This window comes from Bacteroides celer, assembly GCF_002632415.2.
Classification (GTDB): Bacteria; Bacteroidota; Bacteroidia; order Bacteroidales; family Bacteroidaceae; genus Bacteroides.
The window spans coordinates 746,452-764,368 of record NZ_CP178209.1 but is presented as its reverse complement, the minus strand read 5'-3'; the positions used below and the strand labels follow the sequence as shown (position 1 = coordinate 764,368).

General features: G+C 41.4%; 17 protein-coding genes and 2 tRNA genes. 4 read left to right on the top strand and 15 right to left on the bottom strand.

The annotated features are described in order from the left end of the window. Window positions 1–138: 138 nt before the first annotated feature. The 4 genes from tnpC to CJF29_RS02645 all read right to left on the bottom strand — a co-directional run bounded on the left by tnpC (window position 139) and on the right by CJF29_RS02645 (window position 3,695). Window positions 139–1,917: an IS66 family transposase gene (gene tnpC / locus CJF29_RS02660; protein ID WP_004300191.1), complete on the bottom strand. Its 1,779-nt coding sequence runs from the start codon at window positions 1,915–1,917 to the stop codon at window positions 139–141. Window positions 1,918–2,005: 88 nt separating this feature from the next. Beyond that, window positions 2,006–2,350, bottom strand: a complete 345-nt coding sequence (gene tnpB / locus CJF29_RS02655) for an IS66 family insertion sequence element accessory protein TnpB (RefSeq protein ID WP_004297053.1) — start codon at window positions 2,348–2,350, stop codon at window positions 2,006–2,008. 1 nt (window position 2,351) lies between these two features. Then, window positions 2,352–2,720 carry a hypothetical protein gene (locus tag CJF29_RS02650; RefSeq protein ID WP_170834904.1) on the bottom strand — a complete coding sequence of 123 codons (369 nt, stop codon included), beginning with the start codon at window positions 2,718–2,720 and terminating at the stop codon, window positions 2,352–2,354. Window positions 2,721–2,912: 192 nt separating this feature from the next. Next, window positions 2,913–3,695, bottom strand: a complete 783-nt coding sequence (locus tag CJF29_RS02645) for a potassium channel family protein (RefSeq protein WP_008649760.1) — start codon at window positions 3,693–3,695, stop codon at window positions 2,913–2,915. A 216-nt stretch (window positions 3,696–3,911) separates the two neighbouring features. On the opposite strand from CJF29_RS02645, the gene gadC reads away from it, so the two are divergent. After that, window positions 3,912–5,639: a putative glutamine/gamma-aminobutyrate antiporter GadC gene (gene gadC / locus CJF29_RS02640; protein WP_004296275.1), complete on the top strand. Its 1,728-nt coding sequence runs from the start codon at window positions 3,912–3,914 to the stop codon at window positions 5,637–5,639. Between the two features lie 231 nt (window positions 5,640–5,870). On the opposite strand, the gene CJF29_RS02635 is transcribed toward gadC, so the two are convergent. Next, a complete protein-coding gene (locus CJF29_RS02635) occupies window positions 5,871–7,139 on the bottom strand; it encodes a sensor histidine kinase (RefSeq protein ID WP_008649757.1) in 1,269 nt (422 codons plus the stop codon). Window positions 7,140–7,338: 199 nt separating this feature from the next. Between CJF29_RS02635 and CJF29_RS02630 the strand changes: the two genes are divergently transcribed. From CJF29_RS02630 to CJF29_RS02620, 3 genes are all read left to right on the top strand, one after another. Further along, window positions 7,339–7,411 (top strand) — tRNA-Phe (locus tag CJF29_RS02630). 13 nt (window positions 7,412–7,424) lie between these two features. Next, a tRNA-Pro gene (locus tag CJF29_RS02625) sits at window positions 7,425–7,497 on the top strand. Between the two features lie 107 nt (window positions 7,498–7,604). After that, window positions 7,605–9,242, top strand: a complete 1,638-nt coding sequence (locus CJF29_RS02620; protein ID WP_009000231.1) for an alpha-galactosidase D — start codon at window positions 7,605–7,607, stop codon at window positions 9,240–9,242. Between the two features lie 145 nt (window positions 9,243–9,387). Here CJF29_RS02620 and CJF29_RS02615 read toward each other — a convergent pair whose 3' ends face one another. From CJF29_RS02615 to CJF29_RS02570, 10 genes are all read right to left on the bottom strand, one after another. After that, window positions 9,388–10,194: a hypothetical protein gene (locus CJF29_RS02615; RefSeq protein WP_032844182.1), complete on the bottom strand. Its 807-nt coding sequence runs from the start codon at window positions 10,192–10,194 to the stop codon at window positions 9,388–9,390. Between the two features lie 17 nt (window positions 10,195–10,211). Beyond that, window positions 10,212–10,580: a GntR family transcriptional regulator gene (locus CJF29_RS02610; RefSeq protein ID WP_032844181.1), complete on the bottom strand. Its 369-nt coding sequence runs from the start codon at window positions 10,578–10,580 to the stop codon at window positions 10,212–10,214. 11 nt (window positions 10,581–10,591) lie between these two features. After that, complete coding sequence (locus CJF29_RS02605) at window positions 10,592–11,413, bottom strand: hypothetical protein (protein ID WP_032844180.1); 822 nt, start codon at window positions 11,411–11,413, stop codon at window positions 10,592–10,594. 6 nt (window positions 11,414–11,419) lie between these two features. Then, window positions 11,420–12,265 carry an ATP-binding cassette domain-containing protein gene (locus CJF29_RS02600; RefSeq protein ID WP_074559528.1) on the bottom strand — a complete coding sequence of 282 codons (846 nt, stop codon included), beginning with the start codon at window positions 12,263–12,265 and terminating at the stop codon, window positions 11,420–11,422. Window positions 12,266–12,437: 172 nt separating this feature from the next. Next, a complete protein-coding gene (locus CJF29_RS02595) occupies window positions 12,438–13,904 on the bottom strand; it encodes a tetratricopeptide repeat protein (RefSeq protein ID WP_032849915.1) in 1,467 nt (488 codons plus the stop codon). Between the two features lie 21 nt (window positions 13,905–13,925). Continuing rightward, window positions 13,926–14,870 (bottom strand): PstS family phosphate ABC transporter substrate-binding protein, encoded by a 945-nt coding sequence (locus tag CJF29_RS02590; RefSeq protein ID WP_099147533.1) that lies wholly within the window; start codon window positions 14,868–14,870, stop codon window positions 13,926–13,928. Window positions 14,871–14,873: 3 nt separating this feature from the next. Further along, window positions 14,874–15,689, bottom strand: a complete 816-nt coding sequence (locus CJF29_RS02585) for an energy transducer TonB (RefSeq protein WP_004311925.1) — start codon at window positions 15,687–15,689, stop codon at window positions 14,874–14,876. Between the two features lie 26 nt (window positions 15,690–15,715). After that, a complete protein-coding gene (locus CJF29_RS02580) occupies window positions 15,716–16,369 on the bottom strand; it encodes an ExbD/TolR family protein (protein ID WP_004327119.1) in 654 nt (217 codons plus the stop codon). A 15-nt stretch (window positions 16,370–16,384) separates the two neighbouring features. Next, a complete protein-coding gene (locus CJF29_RS02575) occupies window positions 16,385–16,990 on the bottom strand; it encodes an ExbD/TolR family protein (RefSeq protein ID WP_004311924.1) in 606 nt (201 codons plus the stop codon). A gap of 33 nt (window positions 16,991–17,023) precedes the next feature. Continuing rightward, complete coding sequence (locus CJF29_RS02570; protein WP_004311923.1) at window positions 17,024–17,821, bottom strand: MotA/TolQ/ExbB proton channel family protein; 798 nt, start codon at window positions 17,819–17,821, stop codon at window positions 17,024–17,026. Between the last annotated feature and the right edge of the window lie 96 nt (window positions 17,822–17,917).

Sequence of the window (17,917 nt, the reverse complement as noted above, 5' to 3'; positions counted from 1 at the left end):
ACAAAGATAGAAAGTAATACCTCTTTCCCCCCCCTTTTCCTTCGCCGCTTAGTAACCATACTATTTTCCGCCACGCCAATTTTATCGGCTGTCTTTCAGCCGATAAAATAAAAATGCCCGTAAGAAAATATTTTTGTTTTAACATTCCGGTTTATAGAAACATGGCAGAAGAGCCTTCTTGTCGCAGTCCTTACCATGAAGAATACATTCAAACAAGTGTTTCAGGTAATTCTGAGGGTCTATGCCGTTCAACTTACAGCTTTCTATCAGAGAGAAGGTGAATGCAGAGTTTTCTGCCGCATCCTCACTGCCAACGTTCATACAGTTCTTGAGCAGCAGCTTTACAGGTTTCATCCTTTGCTCACAGAGGTTGTTCGAGATTTCTGCTGAACCGTCCTTGAGGATATTTCTCAAGGATTTCCACTGGTTTATCGTATAGTTCACGGCCTTTCTCATCAGTTCGTTAGCCATAATCTTCGCATCCTGCATCATAATGACCACCTTATGATGGATACGTTCAAGAATCGGTCCTGTTAGCTTAAGCCTTCTTTCCTTAATCTGCTCACCGCTGAGTTTCATCATACGGAACAGGTCTTCATTTCTGAACATCTCACCGATAGGATCTATTATGTCCATCGCTGTTCTGTCTGAAGGCAGGGCATCAACCCACAACCTTCTACAATGCGTCCAGCATCCTATATGAAGCACCTTTGAGTCGTCTCCGTCAAACATCCTGTAAACCGTATATCCGTCAGTGGATATGGTTCCCATAAAATATTCCAGGAATGATTTTGCCGCATCGGACGACCTGCTGCCGTTATTATAGTGATAATAGACCATCTTAATATGCTTGGCAAAGAAAGCCCATAAGTACTTTCTCCTGTAAGCCTTACCTTCCTTTGTTTCCACTCCAACAAGCTCAGTAGTCTCATCAACCATAAGGTAATTAGCTCTCTGTACAAACTCCTTGAAGACATCTTCCATGAACTCCCTTAGTTTGGCGATTCCGTTATGGATATAGCTGTTCAGCGTGGTATTGCTTATGTGGATACCCTCTCTTGCAAGCAGTCTTATCTGTCTGTTCTCAGGCATGCTGAAGTCATATTTCAGACAAAGCAGACGGGCAAGCAGTTCAGGAGAGAAGATACCTCCAAGGTTTTTCAGCGGATGTTCCATGGTGCTTGTGAAAGTGCCGTCCGCAAGCTTTACCCTTGCCACCTTGTAAACATGCTCCACGTTATAAGCCCTTACATGTTCTATGACCCTGTATTCCCACACATCAGGCATACCGTTGCGGTTCATAAACCGTCCCCCTTCTGGAAGCGTGTAATACTCGTCCACTTCATGTACTACCACCTTGTCAACTTTCAATTTTGTTTTCCCGGCACGTGGTGCGGTTTCCTTTCTCCTTGAAGGTTTGCTGTTCTGGGCAGGTATGTTGCCGGAAGAGGTATTGCTGCCGGTTTCGTTATCATCGGTCTTATTATTATCATCCTTCCTGTCAGAACCGTCATACTCGGATTGTTCCAGAGCGGACTTGTCGAGATTACGGTTGTTCAACAGCCTTCTTTGCTCGGAAGTACGGCCGAAACGGTGTTTCCTGCTGTCCTCAAGCTGAAGTCTGAGATTGGAGATCTCGTTTGCCAGCATCCTGTTCACCTCATCCTTTGCTTCAAGCTGCTTTCTCATAAGTTCCATTTCTTTCCTGTAATGTTCAACCGTGGTTGACTGCTTTTCGATGGTATCTTTGAGATCATTGATGGTATCTATCAGATTTTTAGAGTTCTCCCTGTTGGATTCTTCAATAGACTCAAGCCTCGCAATCAATTCTTTATTCTGTTTGCGAAGACCTGCCTTTTCCTCATTCGCCAGACCCAGCTGGCAGCAAAGTAACTCGTATGCTCTTTCATCAATCATGATATAAAGGTACGAAAAATCAGGCACTTACGCAAACTTTTTACCGTTTATTTTTTATACTATCCTGTTGATAATCAGTATGTTAATATTAGCCTTTCGGACTAACGTACATCTTGTCAACTACAATGCTTTCCGTAAGATAAGCCATGTCCGACCACTGTATCCGGTAGCACCTGGAGACTTCATCAAATACAGGTTTCTTGAATTTGCCCATAACAGGACGTTTTTCGTAAAGCACATAAAAACCGCGTTCGTAATGAAGTATCTTCACAACCTTTCGGTTCCGGGACATGAACATATATACATTGGACGCATCGCTCGGGTCAAGGGACATTTCTTCCCTTATACTCTCACACAGACGGAAAATGCCTTTCCGCAAATCAACATTACCGTTAAACAGGTAATAGTTAAGGTTAGCACTCAGTCCAAGCATATCATCCTATCATTTTATTAAGCAACAGGCTCAAATCAAGAACGGTGGTGTTTCTCAGGAACAGTGTTGCGCCAGACGCCAGCTGTAACTTGATCCATTTTATTGGTGGTTCACCTTCAGGATGTTTCACGTCCAACTTCACAGTTGGACTATTGCATGGTTTCCCGGTTATCTGGACTTTGGCAACCTTGGGCTGCTCAACCTGGACTGTCTTGCCTAACTTCTCACTCCACAACTGGTGACGCTGCCAGTTCATGAACTTGTCGTAATTTACACCATAATCAGCACAGAACTCTCGAAGATCTTTGGTCTCGCTGCATAACTGGTAGAGGTCATATACCTCCTGATAGTTTACTTTTTCTTTTGCCATAATCATTCTTGTTAAAGGTTACGGCGCAAAGATATGGCGGCTAACAACTTATGTCAAGGCGGAAAATAGAATGGTTACCGCCGCTTATAAAGAAAAGTAATTATAGTATTAAGAAAAGTAATTCATCTTTGGTTTTCAACACTTTACCGTCATCATCACTTCATCTGTTTTTTCATCTTATCCGCAAGCACATTATGATGTGCTTGCTTTCTGTACGGCTGCTTTTTCTGCCAATTCTTTTTTCTCGGAAGCCTTTTTCTCTAGTTCCTCCTCTTCGTAATATTGTTTTCTACGTTTGTTGGATTGCTGAATCAGATTTGTGATATAAACCGTAAAGATAGGGAACATCATCATACCCAGGGCAGCCAACAAAACGGAAAGTACACGTCCGGTCACCGTCTGCGCTATGATATTCGAACCGACGGTAGTGACATCCATAAAAGCCCACCACAAAGCATCTCCATAACCATTCACCAAGGGATTCACCCGATGCTCAAGCACAAAAAATGCCAGACTGGAAAAATAGACCGTTGCCAACAACATCGTCAGATAAGAGACAAACAAACTCGAAGCACGATTGTAGGTCAACCAGCCGACCACAATGGCAAGCGCATATCCTCCTCTCAATAAAGGTATGAAACGGAGAAGATAGGTGATCTCATCCGAAAATATCCACCCATAATAGGCGATAATATTCTGATAAGGAATCGCCACCAATAAAAAGATAAAATGCGTCCGCAAATAACGTCCCTTATGTTTTGCCAGAAAGAACTCCAATACAAAATCAAAAAGAAACCAAAGACAGATACATAGCTGTACTTTCATATACGAAGACTGTGTATAGAAAGGAATTCCCTTAAAAGTATCTACCGAGATACTAATAACCAGGAATAGGGACATTACTAATATAATAATGTGAAGAATACCATAGATTCCCTTTTTCCCGGAAATAAAATCTGAAAGCGCTGATTTCATAACTACTTAATTTATAATAAAATGATTCATTTATAATTTAGATTGCTTAAAAACAATTGGAGAAAGCGATTGTTTCGGAAGAAGTAAATCCGGGGTTACAATCTCCCATTTCGGGGATGTTAATTAACGAACTTTGAAAGAGATTGCGGAAACATCTCACGCAAAATGTTGTTATAACACTGACTTTAAAATATTTTTCACTTAAAACCTTAACTTATGGCGAATATTAAAAATGCAGTGAAGCTGGGTGTGTTTACCCTGGCTATCATGAATGTTACGGCAGTAGTATCCTTGCGTGGACTACCAGCCGAGGCCGTATATGGAATGAGTTCGGCCTTCTATTATCTTTTTGCAGCTATTGTCTTTCTAATCCCTACATCGCTCGTTGCAGCAGAGTTGGCGGCGATGTTTCAGGATAAGCAGGGTGGTGTGTTCCGGTGGGTAGGCGAAGCCTACGGCAAAAAACTGGGATTCCTCGCCATTTGGGTACAATGGATCGAAAGTACGATCTGGTATCCGACAGTGTTAACGTTTGGTGCCGTATCTATCGCTTTCATCGGAATGAATGACGTACATGACATGTCACTGGCAAACAATAAGTATTATACGCTCGTCGTAGTACTTATCATCTACTGGCTGGCTACTTTCATTTCCCTGAAAGGTATGAGCTGGGTAGGTAAGGTTGCTAAAATCGGTGGTATGGTCGGTACAATTATCCCGGCTGCCCTGTTGATTATCTTAGGAATCATTTATCTGGCAAGCGGCGGACATTCCAATATGGATTTCAACAGCAGCTTCTTCCCCGACTTTACCAACTTTGATAATGTTGTTCTTGCTGCCAGTATCTTCTTGTTTTATGCCGGTATGGAAATGGGTGGTATCCACGTAAAAGACGTAGAGAACCCTTCCAAAAACTATCCGAAAGCCGTATTCATCGGTGCACTTATCACAGTGTTGATCTTCGTTTTGGGTACTTTTGCATTAGGTGTGATTATCCCTGCAAAAGATATCAACCTGACTCAAAGTCTACTCGTCGGCTTCGACAACTATTTCAGATATATTCATGCTTCCTGGTTGTCACCAATCATTGCTGTCGCTCTTGCATTTGGTGTACTGGCAGGTGTATTAACATGGGTTGCCGGTCCGTCAAAAGGTATATTTGCCGTAGGTAAAGCGGGGTATATGCCTCCGTTCTTCCAGAAAACAAACAAACTGGGTGTACAGAAGAATATCCTGTTCGTACAAGGTATCGCTGTTACTGTATTAAGTCTGTTGTTCGTCGTTATGCCGTCCGTACAGAGCTTCTATCAGATTCTGTCACAGCTGACAGTTATTCTTTATCTGATTATGTACTTGTTGATGTTCTCCGGAGCTATCGCATTGCGTTATAAGATGAAGAAACTCAACCGTCCGTTCCGTATCGGTAAGTCAGGTAACGGTTTGATGTGGTTTGTTGGCGGTCTTGGTTTCTGCGGATCATTGCTTGCCTTTATCCTCAGCTTCATCCCGCCCAGCCAGATCTCTACAGGTAGCAACACCGTTTGGTTCTCCGTACTGATTATCGGTGCCATTATCGTTGTTATTGCTCCGTTTATTATCTATGCTTCCAAGAAACCGTCTTGGGTAGATCCAAACTCCAATTTCGAACCGTTCCACTGGGAAGTTCAGGCTCAACCTGCCACTGTCAATGTCAGTGCAAGTAACGCTAATGCTGCCCGTCCTACCGCAACTTCTGCACATACAGGAGGAGCAACCGGGGCAAGTACAGCTAAGCCTGGTGCAACCGTTTCTAATGCAGCAGCTCCTGATGCGGCATCCTCTGGTGCCACCGCTTCCGGTGCTACTCCATCAAGCAGCAGTTCTGCTACATCCGGCGGAAATTCTACTTCCGGCAAAGCATCTCCGGGAACCGGAGACAAAGATAAGGATGCACCTAAGTCGTAAAGACTAAGTGTTCATCCTGTTCACAAAAAAGTAAGAGGCTATTCAAACAGCTTTGAACTTATAAAATTACCCTCACTACAGTGAAGTGCTCCCCTTTAGTCGGTTATAAAACCTTTGGGATGCACTTCACGGTTGTAGTGAGGGTAATTTATTTTAGAGATTTTTGCAGGCCCTCTTATTTAGAAGTATGCCAATCATCATTTAATAGATACAATACCTAGCGATTGGAGATTACTTTATTGCCTGTGACTTTATTAGTTCCGGTTTTATCACCCGTGGCAACACAAAGCTGAAAGTAGATCCCCGGTTAATTTCCGAATCAAGTTCAAGATTTCCACCCAGATTTTGGATGATCGTTTGCGAAAGAGTCAGTCCAAGTCCTGTCCCCTGCATTTCACGATCAAGTTTTATGAAACGTGAGAATATTTTTTTCTGTTCCTCTTTCGGTATGCCAATGCCTGTATCGGACACAACAAAGCAAACCTCTTCCGTTCCTTTCAGGCTGCAACCCAAACGAATTTCACCCGATTCGGTGAATTTCATTGCATTATGTAACAGGTTAGACAATACCTGAATGATACGTTCCCGTTCCGAATACATCATTATAGGTTGTATGTGTGCCTCACAAACCAATTCCACCGACGAGTTATTCAATTTCGTCTTAAAAATTCCCTCCAACTCTCTTAGTAAATCATTGGCATCAAACTCCGTATAAACAAAATCTACTGTTCCCGATTCTATTTGAGAAAGATCGAAAATATCATTCACCAGGCGCAACAAGCGTTCATTATTCTCTGCAATAACATCAGCATACATTTTTCGTTCCTCTTCACTGGAAGCCGATACCATCAAACCGGAAAATCCGACAATTGCATTTAGCGGTGTACGTACCTCGTGACTCATATTAGCAATAAAGGCAGATTTCAATTTATCAGCAGAAATGGAATGTTCTCTTTCAATAGACAGCAGCCTTTGCGCATTTTTCAGCTCCGTCACATCATAAACAGTCAACACCATATAATCTTCACCATGAATATTCAAATAAGTACCCGATACCGATACATCGCAAGGAGTCACTTTCGTTTCATCCTCACTTAATAACTTCATGGAAGCTTCCAGATTTTTAAAACTTGCTTTCTTGTAAAAAGCTTTTCCGATAGACGCACGGATACAACATAGTTTGCATTGTTCATGCTGACCACATTCACCGGCTGCAATCGCATTTCTACAATGCAGCAAATCCCCGACTCTTTTGGTAACTCCACCTACCTGAATCGGAAAACGGTTTAAAGAATAATAATTGGTGTCACAAACCACAAAATCCTTGTCAATCAATAAGAAGTAAGCATTGATGTTCTGCAAAACCAGAGCCAACTTTTTAAGTTCATTCTCTTTGTTTTCCTTCGAATGCACCTCTTTCTGGAGTGAGTGGCACTTTGCCCACATATAGATGAAGGCAGCTAACAAAACTATTATAACAATAATCGCCAGTGATGACATAGTAATAGAGTGTTTATATTGTTTTGATCGTTTCAGTGCGTAAATTTATAAAATATGTCGCATAAATAGCTGTTTATCTACATATTTATTCTAACAAAAATGCATTTATATTTCCACGAGTCAGAAATTGGTAAAAATTTCCCTTTAAGTTATTGCGGTATTAAAAAATATACTTATCTTTGCACCCGCAAACGAGAAAGGTGCCATAGCTCAGTTGGTAGAGCAAAGGACTGAAAATCCTTGTGTCCCCGGTTCGATTCCTGGTGGCACCACTTCTTAAGCAATCGGAATGTAGCGCAGTTGGTAGCGCACTACGTTCGGGACGTAGGGGTCGGGCGTTCGAGTCGCCTCATTCCGACAAAGCAAAGGGTAACTTTCTGGAGTACAACAAGTTACCCTTTATCTTTATTTAGTTACCGGGACGAAATCGGGACGGCTATACAAAAAACACTAACCCATTATATCATGAAAAACAGAATTTATCTCTTTACAGTAGCAGTAGCTTCTTTTATGTGCATCAGTTGTACAAAGACTCAAACTACCCTCTCCGAGAATGAAAAGACAGTCAATCCTCCCATCATGGGATGGAGTTCATGGAATGCATTTCGCGTAGACATCAGCGAAGACATCATCAAGCATCAAGCCGACCTGATGGTAAAAAAAGGTCTGAAAGATGCCGGATATCATTATGTCAATGTTGATGACGGCTATTTCGGAAAGCGCGATGACAACGGAATTATGCATACCCACGAACAACGTTTCCCGAATGGGATGAAACCGATTGCGGATTACGTTCACGGCCTGGGAATGAAAGCCGGTCTCTATACCGATGCGGGCAACAGTACATGTGGCTCCATGTGGGACAATGATGCAGCAGGCGTAGGAGCTGGTATCTATGGACACGAACCGCAAGACGCCCAATTATACTTTGGCGACTGGGGTTTCGACTTTATCAAAATTGATTACTGCGGAGGAGATGCGCTGGGACTTAATGAAAAGGAACGCTACACTTCCATCCGGAACAGTATAGACAAAGTAAACAAAGATGTTTCCATCAATATTTGCCGATGGGCCTTCCCGGGCACTTGGGCTAAAGATGCAGCAACTTCCTGGCGTATCAGTGGAGATATTAATGCACATTGGGGATCATTAAGATATGTAGTCGGAAAGAATCTCTACCTGTCGGCTTATGCCGGAAACGGACATTATAATGACATGGATATGATGGTCATCGGATTCCGCAACGACAGTAAAGTAGGTGGACAAGGTCTTACTCCGACAGAAGAAGAAGCTCATTTCGGTTTGTGGTGTATCATGAGCTCTCCTTTGCTTATCGGATGCAATCTGGAAAACATGCCGGATTCTTCGCTCGAACTGCTGACAAATAAAGAACTGATCGCCCTCAACCAAGATCCGCTGGGCTTACAGGCTTATGTAGCTCAACATGAAAATGAAGGTTATGTACTCGTAAAAGATATTGAACAGAAACGTGGGAATGTACGTGCAGTAGCTCTTTACAATCCTTCCGATACCATCTGTAGTTTTTCCGTGCCGTTCTCTTCACTGGAATTTGGAGGAAACGTAAAAGTACGTGATCTGGTAAAACATAGCGATTTAGGAAACTTCTCCGGTACCTTCGAACAAACGCTTCCTGCACACAGTGCCATGTTCCTCCGCATAGAAGGCGAAACACGTCTGGAACCGACCCTCTACGAAGCGGAATGGGCTTACCTACCTCTTTTCAATGACCTTGGCAAAAATCCTAAAGGTATTATTTATGCCCATGATAAGGAAGCCTCCGGCAAAATGAAAGTAGGTTTCCTTGGCGGACAACCTGAAAACTATGCCGAATGGCGGGAAGTATATAGCGAAAATGGCGGACGCTATGATATGACCATCCATTATTTATATGGCAAAGGACGACAAATAGAACTGGACGTAAACGGTATCATTACCAAAATCGACTCTCTGGGAGAGGATAATGGTCATAACCAAATCACAGTTCCCGTTGAATTAAAAGCCGGATACAACACTATTCGCATGGGTAATAGTTATAACTGGGCACCGGACATCGACTGCTTCACTCTGAAGAAAGCGCTGTAATTTGACTATATAACCTCATATATTAAAAGGAGTAATAACGGAATAAATATGCCTCAGGCATTTTAAAATCCATTATTGCTCCTTTTTAGTTTAGATACTGTCTAGTAATTCGTATCATATTTTATCTCTTCATACCTATTCCTGTTTATTCCGGTGTTATCGTAATTTCCGCTTTCTCTCTTACATTCACCTGCAAACGTGCATCTTCTGTCAGAGGTGTCCAGACCACCCGCTTACATTCTCCTTTCTGCAGATCATTAGAGTGCTGATTGCTGCCACTCAGATATTCCGTCCCCACTTCTGTATTCTCAAATGTCCATCTCCATACACCATCCAAATTCAGATAGAAGTTTTCAATTTTACTATCCTTTGCATGAAAGTCCAGCCCATTTCCCTGAATATCACACGAACCAAGTCGGCAAGAATCCAATGATATGTTATAACGATTACCACGGACAAACAATGAATCTGTTTCAATACCTATCAGATTCAATTTCAAACCTTCTTCACCGGTAACTATACCGGTCAGTGAATCCACAGCCAAACTCACATCAAAACCACTCACAAAGATATAATCTCTGTCCCGATACTTTTCCGGAATATTGTTCACATTAAGATCTAACTTCATAAACAAAGTATCATTCTTTTGGGTAACATTCAAATAGTCTCCTTTCGGATATGAAACCTGTTCTTTCCCTGACGAAGCAGCAGTAGATCCTATTTTCATTTCGCCGCTAATAAACACACGTCTCGCTTCAGATACTCCATCCTGGCTGGTAAACACCTTTATAACATGTACGCCATTCAAATCCATTTTCACCTGTTCATTACCCAAAAAGGCTCCATCTTCCTGGTAAGGCTTCCCCGACATAAATATGAAAATAATAGTTGCCACAATTACAATCAATCCGGAAACGAGAAGGCCTATAAATATATAAGTAGTACGTTTCATAATATTTCGTCTTTATTCTATTTCTGCTTTTTTATAAACTCATGATACATTGTCTCTATTTCTTTTATCGGTATATCAAGCGTATACAACTGACGAAAGAAATAGTCCAATTCTTCTTTCAGAAAGGTATCCTTACGGAGAGAATGAATCAGCTCTTTTGCTCCTGAAGCTACAAAATACCCTATGCCACGTTTATTATAAATAACATTTTGTACCTGAAGATAGTCAAAGGAACGCATCACCGTATTAGCATTCACCTCCACAATGGCAGCATACTCTCTGACAGAAGGGATCCGCTCCTCTTCCGGATATTGCCCCAGCAATATCTCATCACAGATTCTATCTGCAATCTGTAAATAAATAGCTTTACTTTCTTTAAAATTCATAGGCTAAGGTATTACATTCTATTAATAATTTCAGACTCCTTAAAGCGGAAATAAGCCAGTACCCAATTCACCAACGCAAAAAAGATGCCGGCAACAATTACAATCCACAGAGTGGTTTCTTTCGACTCCAGCACACCTCCTGAATAATACCTGCCGCTTTCCAACAGCACTTTGCTTACCAAAGCACCGACAGCAAAATATACCATACCAATAATGGTTCCCGACGCAAATGTTTTCAGGAAAGAATTTTTAGGCCAAATCGAACTGCCCAGTACGAATAAGGATTGAACAAAGAAATAACCTGATATCAGCGCTCCAAATTCCAAGCCTCGCCTGCATAAAGTATAATATTTTTCATCACCAACCAAATGCGACAAGTCGACAGGAGCAATAAAATCCTTCTCCGGATAAGCCAAAGAATAAATAGTAAAACGCGTATAATCCGCCAACTTATAACATATCAGGAAAACAACCAGATACACAACTGTAAATACAAACCATCTGGAGAAAAACTTCTCAAAAGGAGTTGCCGGAATCATTAACATGGAAGTACGGCTCGTTTTCGTTTTCATCTTTTCCATTGTAAACGAAGCACTCAAACAGCCGAATCCCCACAGAGCCCAGATAAAAGTGACAAGAAGAAATATCCACGCCGGATCTTCCTGATAATTATAAGTACCTCTATACCTAAAATATCCATTCCAAACCATTACCACTGCCATCACTCCATACATCAACACCATACGAAGCACATTCGATTTCCAATTCTCCACCATCTCCTTACGGCAAAGATTCATAAAACGAGGCAAACTGAAAAAAGTATCTTTTATCATCGTCTTTTATTTTTGAGTGTGAAACAATCGGGCTATCTCTTCAGGAGTAGCCAGTGTAGCATTAAAAAGAAGTTCCAGGTTTAGTTCCGACTCGTCCTGCTTTTCATTAGGAAGGATCAGGTAGTTACCCTGAATAGTAGGAATTGCAAAAAGTGCACTTTTGGCCAATTCCCGATCATCACTTTCCACAAAGAAAAGTTTGTCACAAATACTACTTGTCGATTCATCCAGCAACACACGGCTGTCATCCATAATCAACACATGATCGAGCACTTTGTCGATGTCACGAACCTGATGCGTGGAAATCACAATCGTCTTATCATCCGACATACCCGATGCTATAAACTTACGGAACTGACTTTTGCCGGGAATGTCCAGTCCGTTAGTCGGCTCGTCCATCAACAAAAGAGAAGTGTTTGTAGCAAGCGCAAAGCTCATAAATACTTTCTTTTTCTGTCCCATAGAAAGTGATCCAAGATCAATATCTATATCCATCTCAAAATAATGGAGATATTTAATCATCTCTTCCTTGCTGAAACGGGGATAAAAAGGACCGTTCAACTCCACATAGCTGACCAGAGAGACTGAAGGCAATTCAAACTCTTCGGGAACTAAAAACATATCCTGTAAAGTAACCGGTAACCTACGGCGCACATCTGTATCATGAAACATCACTTTACCGTTTTCAGGAGTCAATAACCCGGACATCAGATAGAGAAGAGTAGATTTTCCCGCACCATTCTTTCCCAACAGTCCATATACCCTGCCGGATTCAAACGAAAGCGAAAAATCACGTAGTACCGCACGCTTCGATTTACGATAAGTAAATGAAAGATTTTCTACTGTAATCATAGTATCTTTGTTTAATGAATAATGATCTTTTAGTGTATTAGTGTAATAGTACACCACAAATGTAGACAATCTTTTGAATATTCCAATAGAAAAGGAGAAAAAAGTGCAAAAAAAGGAGGAGCTAAGATCACTCTCCACTCCTCCTGTCACGACAAACAACTAAAATTATTCACTATTTGATGCCATCCAATGCCCTTTTAGCAGTAGCATTAGCGGGGTCTATAGCCAGAATTTTACTCCAGTATTCTATGGATTTATCTTTGTTAGCCTTTGCTTCAGCTTTCAATGCCGGATTTTCGATAGCTAACAAATAGTAATATCCAAGATAACTGTAGCATTCAACCAAAGCTGAATTGTAATGAGGATCGTTTTTGCTTTCCAATAAAGCGGCCACTTCCTCATAGAAAGGTTTCGCAAGTCCTTGAGTTGTTTCAGGGTCAAGTGCAGAATTGGCACGTGCTCTCCAGAAGTTACCCAAATAGCTGTCCGGCGCTGCTTCCGCAATTGCATGGAAAGTAGAATCGGCGGACATTAACGCCTGCTTACGTTCTTCAACAGTGATTGCTAATGAATCAGGTTGCGTACCAGCACCGTAATAAAGTCTACCAAACTGGAACTGTAAGTCCGGAGTCTGTTTTTCCTTATCAAGAGATGCATAATATTTCTGGTAAGCACTGATTGCTTTTTTATAATCGTTCTTCTGTTCGTAAGCAGAAGAGATATTTTTAAATAAATCCGTCTTCGTCGGATCCATCTTTACCGCTTTCTCATATTGTACTACTGCATCATCATATTTTTTCAGACTCTCCAACAGATGTCCATAATACATATAATCCAAATACGAATAATCGGCTTTATCACATTCCTTGAAGAAGACATCGGCAGCCTTCAACGCTTCATCAAAACGTTTCAGGTCAGTATAATTATACATTGCCAAACGATTGAACGCAGCATGACGGGCATTCTTTTGCAATCCCATATTAGCTACTTCGAGTGATTTATCAAAATCATGGTTCAAAAATAAAGCAAAAGCATACTTCACCAAATCTTCTTCCGTAGCAGTAGGTCCCATTGCAAAATTCGCATAAGCTTCTACTGCCTTATTAAAATCATTTTTAAAATAGTAAATTTCGGCTAATTTTTTATCTACAGCTGTGTTGGACGGTTCCAGGTCCTTCAATTGGTTCAGCTTCTCAATGGCAAGACTTGCATTGGCTGATTTATAAATATCTGCATATTTCAGATAAGCTTCCGTACATTTCGGATCGAAATAAATTGCCTCCTCATACTTTTGAGAAGCAAGACCCGCATTTTTCTGTTTTACGGCAATATTTCCTTCCAATACAGAAGCAAGAGCCGATTTACCATTCGCTTTTCTGGCAAGAGCTGCATACTCCTGCGCTTCGGGAATCTTGTCAGCATTCAGATATGCGTCTCCAATAGCCACCAACAATTCCACATTTTTCTTATTTTTTCCTTTAATCAGATGTTCAGCTTCTTCAGCAGCCTGTGCCGGATTCGTCTGAATAGTTTCTTTCAATTTCGCAACCCCAGCCTGCCATTCGGCGTCAGATGATTGCGCATAGAGCGACCCTACTGCTATAAACGCTCCAGCTAAAAACATTTGTACTCTTTTCATTATAGTCTCTAATTTTAGTTATTATTCGTCTTTCACGTGGACAATACGCACCGGCTGAGTAGCCGGAACAAGTCCGGATTTTAATATAATCCTCTGCCCTTTATCGGATGTCATAAAAGAAGCAAATCCCCAAGGCAGCCCACTGCGAGGATCATTCAGCAATGCATAAATAGATCGTGCCAACGGATAGTTACCATAGAACAGGTAAGCCTGATAAGGTTTATAACTGTTAGCAGGAGTTGCCACATCCTCTGCACTCACTGACATCACTCTGATCTCTTCGCGAAAAGAAAGATTGGTTGTATCACTGCGGTTCCCCAACCAGTTTACTCCAACAACTCCCATAGCGTCGGGATTATTCGCTACATAATCTATCACCTGCTGGTTGGTTTTCAAGGCACTGACGTTACCTTCAGCCAACTCTTTTCCACCACAGATTGAGTCCATTGCAAAACGTACGGTACTGGAGTTCTTATTATCGAACACCACCTGAATCCCTTTCAAACGGGAATTCGGATTAACCTCTTTCCAGTTTTTCACCTCACCGGTAAGGATGCGGCGGAAATCACGTACACTCAACAAAGAATCCGGATTAGCACGATTCACAATCAATGCCAGACCGTCCGTAGCCAATTTTATCTCGCGAGGGAAAAACTTACGGCTGTGGAATGAATTCATTTCTTCCTTAGTCAGTGTCCGGGTTGTAATAGCCAACCGGACACTGTCTTTCAGAAGTAAATTTATCGCTTCCACTTCAGTTGTGTAGCGAGGGACAATCCCGGCCAAAGGGTACAGGCTCTCAAACACCTCTATCTCTTCTTGTATGATAGGTTCGAAACTCTCATCCGCTGCGATAGATACCACACCGGAAGAATAAGTATCCGTCGGTCCTTTTGATTTTGAGTTACAAGCACTCAAGACCACCAACGCTACGAGTCCTATCAGCCTAAATTGTCTCTTCATCATCTTTTATTGTAATCTAAACATTACCGGAACGGTGAACTTCACACGTACCGCTTTTCCATTCTGCTTACCAGGGAGCCATTTCGGCATGCTTTTTACCACACGAACAGCTTCCTTATCCAGATAAGGGTCTACACCACGAGCCACATGTACGTCAGAAATAGAACCATCACGTTCTACAACGAACTGTATAATAACGCGACCTTGTGTTCCATTCTCCTGTGCAATAGTCGGATATTTGATATTCTTACCCAGGTAAGCCATCAATTCAGTCTGTCCACCAGGGAAAGTCGGCATTTGTTCTACCATATCGAAAACCTTTTCCGGTTCCGGTGCAGCCTGTGTTACCACCTGCTTAAGGTCTGCGATATCTTTACCATTAGCCTCGTCATTACCTTTTACGTCGGCAATAGAGATGGATACTTTGGTAGCATTCAAATCTTCCTGGCTCTTGATTTCATTATCTTCATGCACTTCTTCATCTTTCTTGATGACAGGAGCTGTAAACTTGATAGAACTCTTCAATGCAGGGGGAGGAGGTGCAACCGGTTCTACGCGTTTCATCTCTTCCTGTTTGATTTCAGGTTCTTCCAATTTTGACAGAGTAGTTACTTCTGTCATCACTTCTTTCTGCTCCGGAGTTGCCAACTTAAGCAGTGTAGGGATACTAAATCCAACCGCTGCTATGACCACTACAATCAACATAGCGACATTATGTCGTTTTGTTGAATTGGCACGCATCCTATATGCGCCGTATGCTTGGTTCTTGCCTTCAAAAATCAGTTGACACCATTCCGAAGAAGCTAAATCTAATTTTGCCATTTTACTTTTCTTTTTTAGGTGTTACATCAATTATCGGCTAAGTTCTGTGACAATTCACCTTTCGCATCGTAATTCTTCATCAAGAATTCATCAGCTTCTGCAATGTCTGTTATCACATATTTACCAATATTACATATCTGCATTTCGTCTAGCGCGTCAATCAGATTCATATAAGAAGCATCATCCGTAGCCTTGATAATTACGGTCGGTGTATCCTTTCCGCTCTTTATCTCGGAAACCTGCTTCTTAAATTCGTCATCCGTGATCTTAAGATCAAGTTTTTGCTGCTTCAATTCTCTTACTTTATTGACAGCAACAGCATTCTTCTGAAGAAGTACGGCACGCAGTCCATCTGCACCGTAGCTAGTTTCTTTCAACGAGGTATAATCCTTATAGTTAGGTTCTCCCTCGTAATAATAGAGTTTGTTATCAGCTCCCAGCAATAACGTAATTGCTTGTGAAGCCTTCACCATACTCTTTTGGTTTTCAGTTATATCTTTGTCATTACTCGGCATGCTTATCTCCATCGTCTGAGGTTTGCTCAGTGTGGTACAAAGCATAAAGAAAGTAATCAGCAACATGTTCATGTCCACCATCGGTGTAAAGTCCACCCGGACAGTCATTTTCTTTTGCTTGCTCTTTCCTCTTTTTCCGCCGCTCTCTTGTACTTCAGCACTCATTGTATTTCCTCCTTTTTAATTTTCAGATTCTGCCTTGAGAGAAGTAATCAGATTGTACCGATTTTCCCGCAAATCCTGAAGTGAGTTCATAACGTTCTTTATCACTGAGTATGGAGTTGTAGCGTCTGCCTTGATAGCAATACGTAGATCAGCGTTAGCGGCACGTGCATTACGTACCCACGATTTAAACTGATTGTCAACACTATCGCATGGAATACCTTCATTCTTTAGGATCTTATCCCGTTGATCTTCCGGGAGATCAAGATATTTCTGCATACTTCTGATAGGTACTCCAAAAGTAGAAGACAAGATAAATCTCTTCTCCTGTTCCGGAGTAAACTTAATGCCATACTCTTCACCCATGCTCTCCAATACAGCCTGCATATCCTGCTGCTTGTCGAGGCTCATAAATATTTTTCCTTCCGGATCAACCAGAATCTGGAGTACATTCGTCTCCGGAATCTTGATTTCCGATACGGAAGCCGGAGTGGTAACTTGTACTGGTTCTTTCTTCACAAATGTTGAAGTCAACATAAAGAAAGTCAGAAGCAATACAGTAACGTCACTCATAGCTGTCATATCTATGAACGTACTTTTCTTTTTAATTTGCGCTCTACCCATGATTAATAATAGATTTTATAAGGGTTCGCAGAATTAGTGAGTAGCAGCAAAAGTTTGCACGATAGAGAATCCGACTTCGTCGAGTCCGTAAGTCAATTTATCGATTTTGTTAGTGTAATAGTTGTAAGAAATAACAGCCAATGCACCAGTCAAGATACCGAAAGCAGTATTAATCAAAGCTTCAGAGATACCTTGTGACAAAGCCATAGAGTCAGCACCACCACCAGCAGACAAAGCAGCAAATGAACGGATCATACCGATTACAGTACCAAGCAATCCCATCAATGTACCCAAAGTAGTGATAGTAGCGATGATCGGAAGATTTTGTTGCATCATAGGCATTTCCAAAGCAGTAGCTTCTTCAAGTTCTTTCTGGATAGCCAACAGCTTCTGTTCTTTAGGAAGAGCTGTGTTCTTTTCCATTTCTTCATACTTACGCAAAGTAGAAGTTACTACGTTAGCAACAGAACCACGTTGTTTGTCACAGATTTCCTGTGCTTTCTTCATGTCACCTGCAGCTAAAGCGTCTTTGATGTTAGCTACAAACTTAGACAATGAACCTTTACCGAAAGCAGAACGAAGAGCAAAATAACGCTCGATGCTCAAAGCAAGTACGGTTAACAACAATGTCTGGATAATAGGTACGATGATACCACCTTTGTAAATAGTACCCAACATGTTCAACGGGTGATTGTTAGGGTCATTGTTCATAAAGTTGGACGGGTTACCTAATAAGAATTGAAAGATACATACAGCTATTACTAAACAGCAGATGATTACGATACCGGCATTCTTTATACCTACAACTTGAGTTTTTTTAGTAGTTTCCATAATAAGTTTTTTTGTTAAGAAATTAATTTTAGTTATTTAGGAAGTAAATTTTTCAATTAGACACACTGCGCTACAGACCCTGCAACTTTTAATAGG